The sequence below is a fragment of the Scardovia wiggsiae F0424 genome, assembly GCF_000269605.1.
GTDB lineage: Bacteria > Actinomycetota > Actinomycetes > Actinomycetales > Bifidobacteriaceae > Scardovia > Scardovia wiggsiae.
The window spans coordinates 347,692-364,497 of sequence record NZ_AKCI01000001.1 but is presented as its reverse complement, the minus strand read 5'-3'; the positions used below and the strand labels follow the sequence as shown (position 1 = coordinate 364,497).

The window sequence follows — 16,806 nt, the reverse complement described above, 5'->3', positions numbered from 1 at the left end:
CAGTTTCTGTCCTTTGTTTTTATTCCCTATTATTCAGCACCCAACTTGCGCCTGCATTCAGGACACAGCCCTATTATTTCAAACATATGGTATGTGACGCTGAACCCGTGCTCTGCAGCAGCCTTATTGATCCACTGTTCGTTCGGCGGCTCGATCTCAACGGTTTTTCCGCAGTTTTCGCAGACCATGTGATGATGATGGCGATGCCGATGGTTCTGTCCCCCATGCCCTTCATCGCAGAGCCTGTACAGCTGCTCCCCGTTGAGATGGATAGTATCCACCTTGCCTTCTGAGGCCAGAACGCCGAGCTGGCGATACACTGTCGCCATGCCGACTTTCAGCCCGGCAGACTGCAGCTTGCTGTGAAGGGTGGGAGATGACATGAAAACAGGTTCAGACCGCAAAATATTAAGTATTGCATCTTTCTGGACAGTGTTCCGGTGCTTCTTCCGAAACCATGTACTGCTGCCGCTGCTATGATCGTCCTCAGCCATTATATCCTCCTTATCCCAGGATATCATCCCAGCAATGGGTGCCTGCCAATTCCTGCGCTGCCTGCCGTGTATCATCTGTCAGGACGGTGATATGGCCCATCTTGCGGTTATGCTTTGCCTCAGCCTTGCCATAGTCATGGACATGCCACTGAGGATAGCTGGGAGCGATTTTTTGGACAGGCCCTACATGCTGCCCAAGCACGTTTACCATAACTGCGGGGCTGAGGAGTTTCGGCTGCTCCAGTGACCAGCCTGCTATCCCGCGGATATGCGCATCATACTGGCTGAATGAGCATGCCTCTATAGTGTAATGGCCCGAATTATGCGGACGCGGGGCAAGCTCATTGACCAGCACATTCCCGTCATGGGTGATAAAAAGCTCTATTGCCAGCGTCCCGCTGAGGTTGAACCCGCGTGCCAGGTTTAGGGCCAGTTCCTTTGCGCGCCGGCAGACCCCCTCCTCCGCCTGGGCGGGGGCAAACGTCATATGGAGTATATTATTCCTGTGCTCGTTGCGTACTACCGGGAAAGTAACATAGTCCCGGCCATTGCCGGATACGAGGATAGACGCTTCATACTCAAAATCAACAAAACCCTCGAGGACAGATTCCGGGAACCCTTCCGCATCCGGGACCCTGCCAAGGTCCTGCGCGCCTCTGAGGACTGTCTGCCCATGGCCGTCATACCCGCCGGCGGCTGTTTTCAGGATCGCCGGGTACCCAATCTGTTCAAGGGCACCGGCAAGGTCCTGGCGGGATCCCACTGCTTTCCATGGGGCTGTCCGGATCCCGTGGCTGTTGATAAAAGATTTTTCGGCAATACGGTTCTGTGTTACTCTGAGCAGATCCGTCCCCTGCGGGATCGCCGTTATATCCGCGACTTCATCAAGGGCATCCGCATCCACATTCTCAAACTCATATGTCAGCACATCACTGCGTTCGGCAAGTTTACGGATAGCAGACCGGTCATCATACCCGGCAACAACCTGGAAATCTGCTGCCTGTGCAGCGGGGCAGCCGGGGACAGGGTCGAGTACTCCTGTACGGAATCCCATATAGCGCGCAGCTATTGCCATCATGCGCCCAAGCTGCCCGCCTCCTACGATACCGACGGTATCACCTCGCCTGAGGCTCTCCATACGGCCGTTTGTGATCTCAGACAAGCTCGGCATTTGACTTCTCCACTTTTTCCTTAAGGCTATCGCGATAATCCGCCAGCGCATCGGCCAGCCTGCTGTCTGATACCGACAGGATGCTTACGGCAAGCAGTCCGGCATTCACCGCACCCGAATCCCCGACAGCAGTTGTTGCTACGGGGATACCGCCCGGCATCTGGACGATTGACAGCAGCGAATCCCATCCGCTCAATGCATGCGAGCGTACAGGCACACCGATAACAGGTAGCGTCGTCTGTGCTGCAATCATACCGGGAAGGTGTGCTGCGCCCCCTGCACCGGCAATTATTATGTGCAGCCCCTGTTCCCGTGCAGAAGAAGCAAATTCTGCCATCAGTTCAGGAGTGCGATGTGCAGAAACTACTTTTTTCATATACGGGACGTGGAACCTGTCTAAAACATCGCATGCCTTTTTCATAGTCCCCCAGTCGCTGGCAGACCCCATAATTACCGCAACAACCGGTTTTCCTGACTGCATACTTGTTTCCGGATCAGCCATGCTGCCTCCTTTATACTGTTTTTCTTTCTGCTACTCATCATACTTGCCCATATATAACTTGCGGCCGCAGCTGCGGCAGGGTTCCACATGATGGATATATGGCAGCCAGCCCGCCTACAAGCCAGATCCGGGCATGTTACTTGATGTATAACTACGGAGGTGCCGCTTCTGCTTCCGGGCGATTTTCAGGAACTATACAGATTTATCCACGGAACATTCAGGTAACTTTCCATAAGAATAGGAAAAATTATCCAGTATAAGGATTTCTAATAGAGCTGTACACAGATTAAAGAGGTGATCATATGGCTGCTATAACAGCACAGGTCCGCAGGGACCGCATATCCGGCGAACCGACGCTCCCTGTCAGGGACGCTTCAGTGGTGCATCAGATGAAAGTATACAGGCCGCGTTATCAGGAAGGATGCCGCACGTCAGCGATAGTGGAACGCTATGGCTTCCCCGAACCGGTAGATGTTGATTTTGTTATCCCGGTCTACAATGAACAGGATCAGCTCGAAAGCTCGGTCAAAAAATTAGGGGCGTACCTCTCCGGCACTGCTGATGAGCATGGTGCAATCATTGCTGACGGCGTCCCGTCGAATTTCAGCTGGAGGATAGTTATTGCCGATAATGCGAGCACAGACGGCACGTGGGTCATAGCATCCGAACTGAGCGAACGCTATCCGGACCATGTACGCTCCATACGCATCAACCGCAAAGGGCGCGGGTTTGCACTTAAAACCGCCTGGGGCGAGTCAAAAGCACGCGCTGTTGCATATATGGACGTTGACCTTTCTACAGGCCTGGAACATATTGATTCGCTGATCCTTCCTATCCTTGCCGGTACAGCCGATATAGCAATAGGGTCCAGGCTGATGGGCCAGTCAGATATCCGGCGTTCGTTCAAACGCGAAGCTATTTCGCGCTCGTACAATTTCCTTCTCCACACATATTCCGGGGCGCGGTTCCACGATGCCCAGTGCGGATTCAAAGCGATGAGTGCCGCATCAGCGGAAGAGCTGCTTCCCCGGATCGCTGATGATGAGTGGTTCTTTGACACCGAACTGCTTCTCCTTGCCCAGAGTGAAGGCAAGCGTCTGGAAGAGGTCCCTGTCCGCTGGATCGAAGACAGCGGCACTACGGTCCGCATTGTAGACACTGCCCTTAAAGACCTTAAGGGCATGCGGCGGATGAAGCGCACACTCCACGCATCGTATGCTGACATGCTCCGGGACAGGGCAACATATTACCAGGCCCGGGCACAGCGGGCATTCCGCGGCAGCCTTGTGCCGCTTGCAGCAATACAGGCTGCCTGAGGCCGCACAAAGATGCCTGCAATCTGAAAACTTAAAATTGCCAATAACTGAACACTATACTGAAACATATCAAGAAAGGGCTGCTCATGACAACAGCATCCTCATCCCTTGCACATAACGCGAAAAATAGAGGGCGGAACTTCCCCGCATCTGCTGCTGCAGATAGCGCATCAGGCGGTGCAGCATACCGCAGAGCCGGTAAAAACAGGAAAATGTATGCAAACCTTTATGCCCTGCCGAGAAGGGCCGCAATAGACTGGATAGCATTCGGGACGCTGATGGTGCTGTCTGTTGCGGTATTCTTTATCAATCTCACTGCATCAGGATACGCCAATGAATTTTATTCAGCCGCAGCACAGGCCGGTTCAAAAAACTGGTGGGCATTCCTGTGGGGATCTTCCGACTCCGGCAATGCTATTACAGTCGACAAGCCGCCGGCGTCGATATGGCTTATGGCCCTGTCCGTACGGATATTCGGGCTGAATTCTTTTGCTATCCTCCTCCCGCAGGCTGTAATGGGCGTCCTTACCACCTTCCTCATTTATTCCCTTGTCCGCCGGTACTGGGGGAACTGGGCCGGGATTATTGCAGGCGCTGCATTCATCACTACCCCCGTGGCGGCGCTTATGTTCCGTTTCAACAATCCTGACGCCCTGCTGGTGCTGCTGATGGTCGGAGCCTGCTATGCGTCTCTGCGCGCAGTGGAATACGACACATCACGGCGTGGGAATATGGTGCGTACCGGCTGGATGATCCTCGCAGGGGTTCTTGTTGGATTCGGCTTCCTGACAAAGCAATTCCAGGTGCTCCTTATTCTTCCGGGGATTGCCGCAGCGTTCCTGATCGCTTCGCCTACTGGGATCATCCGCAGGATCGTGGATGGGCTGGCTGCCATCCTTTCCATGGTGATCGCTGCCGGCTGGTGGGTGCTACTGACAGTGCTTGTCCCGGCTTCAAAGCGGCCGTATATCGGAGGGTCTCAGAACAACTCTTTTATTGAGCTGACTTTCGGGTATAACGGCCTGGGCCGTATTACAGGCAATGAAACAGGGTCTGTTGTGCCGGGAGGCGGAAAACCACAGGGCGGGATGTGGGGCCAGACCGGATGGAGCCGCCTGTTCACCAGCGAATTCTCAACCCAGATCACATGGCTGGTCCTGTTCGCATTCGCGGGAATAGTTATCGGGCTGATAGCCACACGTACTTCCCGGCGCACAGATCCCCGGCGTGCCAGTATTATCGTATTCGGCGGATGGCTCGCTGTAACATGGCTGGTTTTCAGTTTCATGTCCGGCATTTTCCACGCATACTATACCGTAGCGCTTGCGCCCGCAGTCGCCATACTCGCGGCTATAGCGGTCGCCTGCCTGTGGTCGCAGCGGGACAGGACCTGGGCGCCGCTCACAGCAGCTGCCCTTGTGATCATTACAGCAATATGGTCAAGCAATCTTATCAATACGGTAGCTTCATATGCGTGGCTCTCACGGACCGTCCTTATAAGCGGTATCGTCGGCGGGCTGGCACTTGCCGTTGCAGGTGTGATGTACCCGCGCGCCGTTCACACTGCATCTGCACAGCCTATTGCCAAAGATGGTTCTGCAGCTGCAACCCGGCCTTCGCAGAGCCTCACCATTGTGCGCATAGCTGCTGTTGCGCTGAGCGCTGCTGCCGTATTTGCTGGTCCCGTTGCATGGACATCCGCAACTGTCCTTTCCGGGCATCATGGTTCTATCGTGACAGCCGGTCCGAATTCAGGCGGCCCGGGAGGAGCCGGCGGTCCCGGCGGCGGAGCCCCTGGAGGTATGCCTGGCGGAGTCCCGAATGGAAGCATAGGCAACAGTTCACAGAATCCAGCACAGGACGGTGCAGGCAATGGCCCTGGGACGAGCCGGAATAATGGCACCGACGGGCAGAACAATACACGTACTCAGGGCGGAAATCCCCAGAACAACAATAATTCCGGCAGCAACACAAGTAACAGCAATACCGCTGGCGGTCCCGGCGGCGGAGGAGGCGGTTTCCTCGGCGGCAGCGGTGCTTCAAACAACTCTGCTGTTGTCTCCCTTCTTAAAAAGGACGCAGATAAATACCGGTGGGCCGCAGCAACTACTGCATCACAGAGTGCCGCCTCCTACCAGCTGGCCAGCGAAGAACCTGTTATGGCGATCGGCGGATTCAATGGTACGGATGCTTATCCTACCCTTGCCCAGTTCAAGGAATATGTGAAACAGGGCCTTATCCACTACTACATATCCGGCGGTGAAATGGGAGGCGGGCAGCAGTACGGCGGCTCATCAAACGCTTCACAAATAGCTCAGTGGGTTGCAAAAAACTTTACAGCAAAAACTGTGAATGGCACAACGATCTACGATCTGACAGCCAGCAAGTAGCCCTCCCCTGTCTGATGCGCCGTGACTCAGACGAGCCCGCTTTCCCTGCTCCATGCATGAAGTGCCAGCATAACTGCAGATTTTGGGCGGAAGGCCATATTACCGGCCTTCCGCCCAAAATCTTAACCACATCCATACTCGATAATGACGTTAGCCTCCACATTGCGACAAGGATTCTGCTAAAGTAAAATTACAAACAGACAGGCGAAAGGAATAGTTATGCGTTTACTGGGCAATATACTCTGGATCCTCCTCGGAGGTCTGGAGACCGCCATCCTCTGGTTCCTTATCGGTTGCATCCTGTGCATTACTATCATTGGGATACCTTTTGGCACCCAATGTTTCAAGATGGCGGGTCTGACCCTCGCCCCATTCGGGAAAACCGTTATCAATAACGGCGGCCTGGCCACGGGTATCTTTAACATTATCTGGGCGCTCACTTTCGGATGGATGCTCGGAGCGATATATGTTTTTGCAGGACTGGTCAATTTTTGTACTATTATCGGCATACCATTCGGCATACAGTCCTTTAAGATGGCAGCTTTGGCTTTCTGGCCATTCGGCTCCGAAATCGTCAATATTGATTAGGGATACCTATCCAAAGACTGCGGCTGCACATACATATCTGCACGGCGCACATGCAGCAGTCCGGCTTTACCCTGCGTACTTTCCTGAAAACTTATCCCATCAGATACACTGCCTGCCTAAGAATCAGAATGCAATGACCTGCGGCTTATTATCAGGATCGTGACAAGCCATTGATTTTATACAGTCAGGGTTCAGGCTCTGATCACGTATCCACTGAAGAGAATGCTTCTGCGCAGATTTATCGGTTGATATCCCGGATGTTATCATCTCTTCCCACGACTTGGACGAATATCCCCCATCACCAAAAAGAAGTACAAATTTGCCGTCACTATTAGTGACTTTTACTGCTATCTGACCGTCTGTATGGCCTGGGATATTGATGAACTGGACACTGCCGTCACCGAACAGATCATATGAGTGATGCGCCGGACCGTTGGTATCATTCCACGTATACAGGTCAATATCCAGCCCTTCCCACCATTTCTTACGGAACCGAACCAGATTATTGGGGAATGCCGTCGCATACTGCATTTCCTGGGCGGCTACCATAATATGCTTCGCTGCAGCCAGCCCCCTCAGTCCATTAGTATGGTCACAATCCAAATGGGTCACGACTACATAATCAATATCTTCCGGCGAGAGCCCCTGCCGCCCAAGCTGTTCCGGAACGGTCATTCCTGCGGCAACTACCCCCTGATTCACTTTGTACAGCAGCCATGAATCCAAAGACCGTATCTGTGCTTTACGATCAATAACACCGTGTGGGCTCATGCTTCTATCCCAGCCCGTATCGACGATAATTCGCCCTTTAGGCGTTGTCACGAGAAAAGAACAGACAGGGAGCCAGAGCCGTTTTGCTTTTGGGGTGAATATCCCCGATCCTCTAAGAAGGCTCGCATCATCACCGCCGAATGGCAGTGAAGGCGAAACACACACCTTTCCTGCCTGCATAACCTGCACACTGAAACCTTTGGCATTATCCGTGCCAATATTATCCATTCTGATTACTCGCTTTCCGGTATCCGCTTCTGCATGGGTCTGCTCCGCATAACCAGCTCAGAGATATATGCGGCATGTTTATTAAACCACTGCAGAAATAAAAAATGATCCTGGTAAGGTTGTATTCCCTGCCAGGATCATTTTATATCTTATATTGTAATGTGTTGTGGTGGCGGTGTGCTACTTTCCCGCACCCTGTCGGGTGGAGTATCATTGCCGTGCCAGGGCTTAGCTTCCGGGTTCGGGATGGTGCCGGGCGTTTCTCCTGGGCTGTGACCGCCACAAAACTATATTCTGTTGTGTTGTTGGTGGTGGGTTGGCGACCGGATAGTAGACGCGGGTGATTAGTGTGTTGGTCTTGTGTGTTGCTATTGGTAGGGTTGGTTTGCGTGTGTGTGTACGGGTTGGTGCTGTTGTCCGTTAGTACCAGTCAGCTGCGCATGTTGCCATGTGTCCACGTCTGGCCTATTAACCCCATGGTCTGGTGGGGGGACTCTTCACACTCTAGGGTGTGGGGGAATCCTTATCTTGGAGAAGGCTTCCCGCTTAGATGCTTTCAGCGGTTATCCTATCCGAACGTAGCTAACCAGCAGTGCCACGGGCGTGACAACTGGCATACCAGAGGTTCGTCCACCCAGGTCCTCTCGTACTATGGGCAGGGCTCCTCAAGATTCCAACGAGCGCAGAGGATAGAGACCAAACTGTCTCACGACGTTCTGAACCCAGCTCGCGTGCCGCTTTAATTGGCGAACAGCCAAACCCTTGGGACCTGCTCCAGCCCCAGGATGCGACGAGCCGACATCGAGGTGCCAAACCATCCCGTCGATATGGACTCTTGGGAATGATCAGCCTGTTATCCCCGGGGTACCTTTTATCCGTTGAGCGATGCCGCGTCCGTACACCGGCACCGGATCATTATCTCCGACTTTCGTCCCTGCTCGACCTGTCAGTCTCACAGTCAAGCCCGCTTGTGTGATTACACTCAACACCCGATTGCCAACCGGGTTGAGCGGACCTTTGAGCGCCTCCGTTACTCTTTAGGAGGCAACCGCCCCAGTTAAACTACCCGCCAGGCACTGTCCCTAGCATGGATAACATGCTCAGGTTAGACGCCCACTGCCAGCAGAACGGTATTTCACTTGATGACTCCACCCAGCCTAGCGGCCAGGTTTCATAGTCTCCCGCCTATTCTACACAACCAGCAGCGAACGACAATACCAAGGTATAGTAAAGGTCCCGGGGTCTTTTCGTCCTTCTGCGCTTAACGAGCATCTTTACTCGTACTGCAATTTCACCGAGGTCCTGGTCGAGACAGTGGGGAAGTCGTTACGCCATTCGTGCAGGTCGGAACTTACCCGACAAGGAATTTCGCTACCTTAGGATGGTTATAGTTACCACCGCCGTTTACTGGGGCTTAAATTCACCGCGTCACCCAGACGGGTTAACGGATCCTCTTAACCTTCCAGCACCGGGCAGGCGTCAGTGCATATACAGCGACTTACGTCTTGGCATGCACCTGTGTTTTTGGTAAACAGTCGCTACCCCCTGTTTTGTGCCGCCCCACAACACTCACCCACGCTAGGCGGGATCATCTCACAGGGCCTCCCTTATGCCGAAGGCACGGGAGCAATTTGCCGAGTTCCTTGACCAGGATTCACTCGAACGCTTTAGTATTCTCTACCTGACCACCTGTGTCGGTTTAGGGTACGAGCGGAACCACACCTAACAGTGAAGCTTTTCTCGGCACAAGGCACCACCAGCACACCACCCTTACAGGTGATGCTCATCACGTCTCACAGTCTCCTGTCAGGGATTAGCCTCTGACACCTGCTACACGCTTAACCAGCCATAACCACCAGGCCAGGCCAGCTTACCCCATGCGTCACTCCCCTGCTCCCCTACTACACCCACCACCACACACCACCACCCCCTGTACACCCCCGAAAGGGCCTACAGGAAGGAAACAGTGCCTAGCGTGTAATGCCTCGAGTATGGGCGGTGTGATACCGGTACGGGAATATCAACCCGTTCATCCATTCGACTACGCCTGTCGGCCTCGCCTTAGGACCCGACTCACCCGGGGACGTTAACCGTGGCCCCGGAACCCTTAGTCATCCAGCGCGCGGGATTGTCACCCGCGTTTCGTTACTCATGTCTGCATTCTCACTTCCCTACAGTCCACCACACGGTTACCCCGTGGCTTCACCCCGTAGGGAACGCTCTCCTACCCAACCACCCCTAAGAGGCGGCTGCCGCGTTTTCGGTGGTGTGCTTGAGCCCCGCTACATTGTCGGCGCGGAGACACTAGACCAGTGAGCTGTTACGCACTCTTTCAAGGATAGCTGCTTCTAAGCCAACCTCCTGGCTGTCCATGCGACTCCACATCCTTTCCCACTTAGCACACGCTTAGGGACCTTAAACGACGATCTGGGCTGTTTCCCTTTCGACAACGGAGCTTATCCCCCGCTGACTCACTGCCCGTGCACAACCATACCGGTATTCGGAGTTTGGTTGCCATCAGTACCCCATACGGGCCCTTTGGCATCCAGTAGCTCTACCCCCGGAAGGCGACCACGAACGCTGCACCTAAATGCATTTCGGAGAGAACCAGCTATCACGGAATTTGATTGGCCTTTCACCCCTAACCACAAGTCATCCCCCCAGTTTTCAACCTAGGTGGGTTCGGTCCTCCACGCGGTCTCACCCACGCTTCAACCTGCTCACGGCTAGATCATCCCGCTTCGGGTCCAGAACATGCAACTAAAACGCGCTATTGACACTCGCTTTCGCTACGGATCCCCCACACGGGTTAACCTCGCTACATGCCACTGACTCGCAGACTCATTTTTCGATAGGCACGCCATCACCCCCAACAAGAGGCTCTGACGGATTGAAAGCACATGGTTTCAGGAACTATTTCACTACCCTCCCGGGCTACTTTTCACCTTTCCCTCACGGTACTCGTCCACTATCGGTCACGTACATATATTTAGACTTACCCCACGGTCAGGGCAGATTCACACGAGATTCCACGAGGCTCGTGCTACTCGGGGACATTCTTCCCAGGCCTGGCATCTTCAGCTACGGGACCATCACCCTCTACGGTCATGTCTTCAACCATGTTCACCTCACACCAGACTTTATCACTAGGCAGGAAGCCGCCTGACCTCCTCAAGAAACCCCACAACACCACACACGCACCAGCAGGCGCTTATACCACGCGCATGGTTTAGTCTCCTCCGCTTTCGCTCGCCACTACTAACGGAATATCTTTTCCTGCAGGTACTAAGATGTTTCACTTCCCTGCGTACCCCCCGCTACACGCGGTACCACCCCATAACAGGTGGCAGGTTACCCCATTCAGACACCCTCGGATCAACGCCCTGTCGGCAGCTCCCCGAGGCCTATCGCGGCCCCACACGTCTTTCATCGGTCATACGTGCCCAGGCATCCACCATATGCCACACCAAGCACCCAGCCTAGCACAACACACGCCTATCAACCCCAGACAACACTACAAGTATTATCACAAATGATCACACTAAAACACGCCACACCCCACCACCCCCACAAAAAAGAGCGATAAGGGTATGGCTACAGACACACACCCACCACACTGGCAGGTGTATGCTCGCGTCCACTATCCAGTTGTCAAACCACCACCCCACACCCCACAACCCCCCCCCCTCCCACCAGAGGAAAGGGAACTATGAGGCGGGTTACTACCCTAAACCATAGTCATGGCCAGGGAACCCAACAGCGCGCTCAGCACCACCACTACTTACACATCACATAAATCCCGGTAAAAGAGTTTTTGACTGTTTCCACACCACACACCCCACCCCTCCCACACAAGAAGGGAAACTAATCAGGGTGCCAATCTTCCCCCACACCACCGTGCAGGGCACATATTCTCCTTAGAAAGGAGGTGATCCAGCCGCACCTTCCGGTACGGCTACCTTGTTACGACTTAGTCCCAATCGCGAACCTCACCTTAGACGGCTCCCCCCACAACAGGTTAGGCCACCGGCTTCGGGTGCTGCCCACTTTCATGACTTGACGGGCGGTGTGTACAAGGCCCGGGAACGCATTCACCGCGGCACTGCTGATCCGCGATTACTAGCGACTCCACCTTCACGAGGCCGAGTTGCAGGCCCCGATCCGAACTGAGACCGGTTTTACAGGATCCGCTCCACCTTACAGTATCGCATCCCGCTGTACCAGCCATTGTAGCATGCGTGAAGCCCAGGACGTAAGGGGCATGATGATCTGACGTCATCCCCACCTTCCTCCGAGTTAACCCCGGCGGTCCCTTGTGAGTCCCCGGCACGACCCGCTGGTAACACAAGGCAAGGGTTGCGCTCGTTGCGGGACTTAACCCAACATCTCACGACACGAGCTGACGACGACCATGCACCACCTGTAACCCAGCCCCGAAGGGACACACCATCTCTGGCATCATCCAGGTTATGTCAAGCCCTGGTAAGGTTCTTCGCGTTGCATCGAATTAATCCGCATGCTCCGCCGCTTGTGCGGGCCCCCGTCAATTTCTTTGAGTTTTAACCTTGCGGCCGTACTCCCCAGGCGGGACGCTTAACGCGTTAGCTCCGACACAGAACCCGTGGAAATGGGCCCCACATCCAGCGTCCACCGTTTACAGCATGGACTACCAGGGTATCTAATCCTGTTCGCTCCCCACGCTTTCGCTCCTCAGCGTCAGTAACAGCCCAGAGACCTGCCTTCGCCATAGGTGTTCTTCCCGATATCTACACATTCCACCGTTACACCGAGAATTCCAGTCTCCCCTACTGCACTCAAGCCTGCCCGTATCCAGCGCAACCTACCGTTAAGCAGTAAGCTTTCACACCAGACGCAACAAACCGCCTACGAGCCCTTTACGCCCAATAAATCCGGACAACGCTTGCACCCTACGTATTACCGCGGCTGCTGGCACGTAGTTAGCCGGTGCTTATTCATAAAGTCCACTCACCACACCACACAGGCATAGCTTGCCCCCCTATAAAAGCGGTTTACAACCCGAAGGCCTCCATCCCGCACGCGGCGTCGCTGCATCAGGCTTGCGCCCATTGTGCAATATTCCCCACTGCTGCCTCCCGTAGGAGTCTGGGCCGTATCTCAGTCCCAATGTGGCCGGTCGCCCTCTTAGGCCGGCTACCCGTCGACGCCTTGGTAGGCCATCACCCCACCAACAAGCTGATAGGACGCGACCCCATCATATGGCACAAAAAGCTTTCCCAACCAGACATGCATCCAGCTGGAGCATTGGGTATTACCACCCGTTTCCAGGAGCTATCCCCAACCATACGGCAGGTTAGTCACGCATTACTCACCCGTTCGCCACTCTCACCACCAAACAAAAGCCCAGTGGATCCCGTTCGACTTGCATGTGTTAAGCACGCCGCCAGCGTTCGTCCTGAGCCAGAATCAAACCCTCCACACAAAAACCGTAGAAAGCCCAACACAGGCCCACAAAAAAATAAAAAAACAACGAGCAAAACCACACCCCACCACAAAGCAGAGCGCAGCCTCACACAAACAAACACCCACACCCCCTCCACCAACGAAAAGAGCACAGGCATTCTACTGGCAATCAAAAACCCAACCAAAAACCACACCCCACCACACAAGCAGAGCGCAGCCTTCAATCAGACCACAACTTACAAAACATATAAGCATAAAAGTAGTACAAAACACGCTCTTGAGTTCTCAAACCACCACCACACACACCAGAACACACCCCCACACAGGAAGCACACCCCAACAGGCAGCAACAAAAAACAATACACCCCCCACCCCACCCCACACAACCCCGGCGTGTCGCACACCACACACCACACAACACACGTCTCAGATATACATCTGCCTATCGCTACCCCGGGAAAACCTGCAATAGGGAAAACCAGCCGAGGAAATCAATAGTACCGATACCCTATAAAAGCCCTATAAAACCAGATTCAAATCCGCAGTCGGAAAATATCTTATAAAGAGAATAGCGAGCCATCTTGCTAATGTATGAAATGAAATTTTAAAACTTAACTATCAGAATATTGAGGAGGCTACATGCCTGCATCCCAGATTACCGATATTCCAGGTACCGTCCTGTATACAAGGGATCCCCTGTATATCCCTCGCGTTGCTGCAGTCCACGATATGTGCGGCTACGGCAAATGCTCACTCACTGCCGCGATCCCTATCCTGTCGGCAGCCGGCTGCGATGTCTGCCCTGTACCCACGGCTCTGCTTTCCGCCCACACACGGTATAAGACTTATACTTTCCATGATACGACCGATATCCTTTCTGATTATATTGATGCGTGGCAGAAAGAGGATGTCAGCCTTGATGCGGTCTATTCAGGTTTCCTTGGCAATGCTGAGCAGGTCGATCTCATTAAACGCTTATACAGCGAGTATCCCCAGGCATTGCGCCTCGTCGATCCGGTAATGGGCGACGGCGGGCAGCGGTACCCGACATATACACAGGAGTTATGCGATGCGATGGGCCGTCTGGCAGATGGCGCAGATATCCTCATGCCTAACCTGACTGAGGCTTCTATCCTTATCGGGACAGAGTATCCCGGGCAGAATCTTACCGATCCCCAGGTAAACGAAATCCTCCGGAACCTTCTGGAACTTGGGGCGAAGAACGTTGTTCTTAAAGGGATAGACAGGAGTGACGGCAAACTTCGTAACTATGTCGTCAACGCGCAGGATGGAGTGGATCAGAAAAAGGAGCTGGCACATGAAAAGCTTCCATTCATGATCCACGGGACCGGCGATGCTTTTGCTTCGGCATTATGCGGGGCAGTTATGGCAGGGCGTTCCCTTCCCCAGGCAGCTTATATTGCTGGTGAATTCGTGCGTAATTCTATGGTCTCCACCAGGAACCAGCCCCACTTTGAGGAGCGCGGTGTCAGTTTTGAGCTCAACCTCAAAGAATTAACAGATCTGTAAATGATGCACAGGCGGATACGCAAAAGCTAAGGCCTGTATTATCATCCTTACGCGCGTATCCGCAGCTTTCCACAGCTATCATACTTTTCCACTGATTGATATACATACAAGATTAACGGTTTTTGAGGCGTGTTCCCTATTCGACCACATTGCCGTTTTAATTCGCCTTGGCTGCCGGCATTGTGGTGAAGTAGATGTATGACTCAACCAGTATTGCAAAAGCCGCACAATAAGGCGGTATATCCGGCAAAGTACCGCGAAGGGCCCACGCACAGCCCAATAGCTTCTATGACGCCTCATGAGCTCGGACGTTATGGAGAAAATATCGCCTGTACCTATCTGAGGGAACATGGTTACGTGATCCTTGACCGTAACTGGTCCTGCAGATACGGGGAACTCGACATAGTAGCGGTCTCGCCATACGAAAACGGCAGGAAAACGCATACAACTATTATCGAAGTAAAAACACGCAGATGCATGCTGTTCGGCACTCCTGTTGAAGCAGTAACACCACAGAAACTCATGCGGCTGAAAAGGGCGGCATCACTCTGGCTCGAAGCGCATCCGCAAAGGATCCGCCGTCCTGTAAGCATAGATGTCATAGCCATCTCCTTCGAAGATTCGCTCGTCCCGTCTATAACACACCTCAGGGAGATATGATGCCGATAGGAACATCTTTCTCCATTGGCCTGTGGGGGCTCAAAGCGTACACAATCCAGATCCAAGCATTCACAAGTCCGGGGCTCCCTGCTTTTTCCATCATCGGGCTGCCCGACACATCGCTTGCAGAAGCAAGGGAAAGGGTCAAGTCAGCATGCATGATCGCCGGGTTCACATGGCCGCAGACACGTGTAACTGTTAATCTTTCCCCTGCATCAGTCCCGAAAAGCGGATCTTCTTTCGATCTTGCTATCGCTGCGAGCATACTGGCGTCCTCCCAAATGATCGAAACACAGATCCTCGGCAATTCCCTGGTCGTCGGCGAATTGAACCTTGACGGCAGCGTTATGCCGGTGCGCGGTATCCTGCCTATGCTTCTGTATGCGAAGCACAGCGGAATTAGTACAGTTTTTGTACCGCAGGATAATATTGAAGAAGCGAAGCTGGTGCAGGGCCTGGATATTATCGGTATCTGCCATATTGCGCAGTTTATCCTCTGCTGCAATCCGACAGGCACATTAAGGAAAACGATGCGCAAAAGGTACGGCCCTCTATGTGACTGTACCGATCCCGCACAGGATAGACGGTGGGCCGGCGTCCTTCCACAGACAGGCAGCCGGAAAGCACTGTCCGCGCTTATTGATGACAGGTACGCCGAAGAGGAAGAACAGCTTGACTTCTCCCAGGTAATTGGACAGTCCCAGGCAAAACGCGCCCTGGAAGCTGCTGCAGCGGGCGGGCACCACATGATTATGACCGGCCCGCCGGGAGCAGGGAAAACCATGCTTGCTAAAAGGCTTCCTACAATACTGCCTCCGCTTACTGAAGAACAGAAACTGGAAGTCGCTTCAATAAAATCTTTGTGCGGTACGCTCCATAAAGATATCCATGACCTTTTCCCGCCGTTTGAGGCTCCCCATCACACCGCAAGCACTGCTTCCCTTATTGGGGGCGGCAGCGGTTTTGCCAGCCCCGGATCAATAACCCGGGCCCATAACGGAGTCCTTTTTATGGATGAGGCACCTGAATTTTCTACCCAATGCCTGCAGTCCCTGCGGGAGCCTCTTGAGGAAGGGGTCATCAGCCTCGCACGATCTAAGGGGACCACTTTTTACCCGGCCCGGTTCCAGCTCATTATGGCTGCCAACCCGTGCCCATGTGGTTTTAACTGGGGCAACGGGCAGCGATGCACATGCACTCCGCGCCAGAGGAATAAATACTGGGGCAGGCTTTCCGGACCGATCATGGACCGCATTGATATACATATCAAAGTTGATGCGCCAACACTGTCCGATATGGAAACAACACAGCTCATGTTTGCCCGGGAGGAAAAGGAGGCTGGACCGGAACCCCTCAACGGGCTTTATTACTCTTCAGAGCATATGAGGGAGCGCGTTTCAGCAGCACGGCAGCGGGCATTCCGGCGATTTGAGTGTTTCCCATGGAAAACCAATGCAGCAGCACCAGGCGGATGGCTGCGCGAGAACACCCCGCGTACGGCTATGGCATATCTGCAGAAAGCCGCAGAAAAGCAGGAACTGAGTATGCGGGGAACAGACAGAGTACTGAGGATCGCATGGACTTTATGCGATCTCGCAGGTGCTTCACAACCGGATGAAGGCCATATCCTTGAAGCCATTGGGTTGAGGACCGGAGAAACACCATGAACCAGCCCGAAGCCCTTGCCTTAGCCACCCTTGCTTATTGCTGCAAC

The 16,806-nt window shown here is 53.7% G+C and carries 10 protein-coding genes and 3 rRNA genes; 6 read left to right on the top strand and 7 right to left on the bottom strand.

What is annotated here, in order from left to right:
* Positions 1–29 precede the first annotated feature (29 nt).
* From HMPREF9156_RS0101695 to purE, 3 genes are read right to left on the bottom strand one after another with little or no spacing between them, the layout of a single operon-like run.
* Positions 30–494, bottom strand: coding sequence for a Fur family transcriptional regulator (locus HMPREF9156_RS0101695; protein ID WP_007147075.1), 465 nt, complete (start codon positions 492–494; stop codon positions 30–32).
* 10 nt (positions 495–504) lie between these two features.
* Positions 505–1,665 carry a 5-(carboxyamino)imidazole ribonucleotide synthase gene (gene purK, locus HMPREF9156_RS0101690; RefSeq protein ID WP_007147074.1) on the bottom strand — a complete coding sequence of 387 codons (1,161 nt, stop codon included), beginning with the start codon at positions 1,663–1,665 and terminating at the stop codon, positions 505–507.
* Positions 1,649–2,146, bottom strand: a complete 498-nt coding sequence (gene purE, locus HMPREF9156_RS0101685; RefSeq protein WP_029246310.1) for a 5-(carboxyamino)imidazole ribonucleotide mutase — start codon at positions 2,144–2,146, stop codon at positions 1,649–1,651. Before purE ends, purK begins: the two co-directional genes overlap by 17 nt.
* A 323-nt stretch (positions 2,147–2,469) precedes the next feature.
* On the opposite strand from purE, the gene HMPREF9156_RS0101680 reads away from it, so the two are divergent.
* From HMPREF9156_RS0101680 to HMPREF9156_RS0101670, 3 genes are all read left to right on the top strand, one after another.
* Positions 2,470–3,483 (top strand): dolichyl-phosphate beta-glucosyltransferase, encoded by a 1,014-nt coding sequence (locus HMPREF9156_RS0101680; RefSeq protein WP_007147072.1) that lies wholly within the window; start codon positions 2,470–2,472, stop codon positions 3,481–3,483.
* 86 nt (positions 3,484–3,569) lie between these two features.
* Complete coding sequence (locus HMPREF9156_RS0101675) at positions 3,570–5,873, top strand: ArnT family glycosyltransferase (RefSeq protein ID WP_007147071.1); 2,304 nt, start codon at positions 3,570–3,572, stop codon at positions 5,871–5,873.
* Between the two features lie 219 nt (positions 5,874–6,092).
* On the top strand, positions 6,093–6,461 hold the full coding sequence (locus tag HMPREF9156_RS0101670; protein ID WP_007147070.1) for a YccF domain-containing protein: 369 nt from the start codon (positions 6,093–6,095) through the stop codon (positions 6,459–6,461).
* Between the two features lie 123 nt (positions 6,462–6,584).
* On the opposite strand, the gene HMPREF9156_RS0101665 is transcribed toward HMPREF9156_RS0101670, so the two are convergent.
* The 4 genes from HMPREF9156_RS0101665 to HMPREF9156_RS0101650 form a co-directional block, all read right to left on the bottom strand.
* Entirely contained in the window at positions 6,585–7,460 is an 876-nt protein-coding gene (locus tag HMPREF9156_RS0101665) for an N-acyl homoserine lactonase family protein (protein ID WP_007147069.1), read from the bottom strand.
* A gap of 167 nt (positions 7,461–7,627) precedes the next feature.
* A 5S ribosomal RNA gene (rrf, locus tag HMPREF9156_RS0101660) occupies positions 7,628–7,744 on the bottom strand.
* 116 nt (positions 7,745–7,860) lie between these two features.
* A 23S ribosomal RNA gene (locus tag HMPREF9156_RS0101655) occupies positions 7,861–10,932 on the bottom strand.
* Between the two features lie 449 nt (positions 10,933–11,381).
* Positions 11,382–12,921 (bottom strand): 16S ribosomal RNA (locus tag HMPREF9156_RS0101650).
* Together the 16S, 23S and 5S rRNA genes form the textbook arrangement of a ribosomal RNA operon.
* A gap of 620 nt (positions 12,922–13,541) precedes the next feature.
* On the opposite strand from HMPREF9156_RS0101650, the gene HMPREF9156_RS0101645 reads away from it, so the two are divergent.
* The 3 genes from HMPREF9156_RS0101645 to HMPREF9156_RS0101635 all read left to right on the top strand — a co-directional run bounded on the left by HMPREF9156_RS0101645 (position 13,542) and on the right by HMPREF9156_RS0101635 (position 16,759).
* Positions 13,542–14,432: a pyridoxamine kinase gene (locus tag HMPREF9156_RS0101645; RefSeq protein ID WP_007148192.1), complete on the top strand. Its 891-nt coding sequence runs from the start codon at positions 13,542–13,544 to the stop codon at positions 14,430–14,432.
* A 198-nt stretch (positions 14,433–14,630) separates the two neighbouring features.
* Complete coding sequence (locus HMPREF9156_RS0101640) at positions 14,631–15,092, top strand: YraN family protein (protein WP_100214476.1); 462 nt, start codon at positions 14,631–14,633, stop codon at positions 15,090–15,092.
* Positions 15,092–16,759 carry a YifB family Mg chelatase-like AAA ATPase gene (locus HMPREF9156_RS0101635; protein ID WP_007148190.1) on the top strand — a complete coding sequence of 556 codons (1,668 nt, stop codon included), beginning with the start codon at positions 15,092–15,094 and terminating at the stop codon, positions 16,757–16,759. Before HMPREF9156_RS0101640 ends, HMPREF9156_RS0101635 begins: the two co-directional genes overlap by 1 nt.
* Positions 16,760–16,806: the final 47 nt, after the last annotated feature.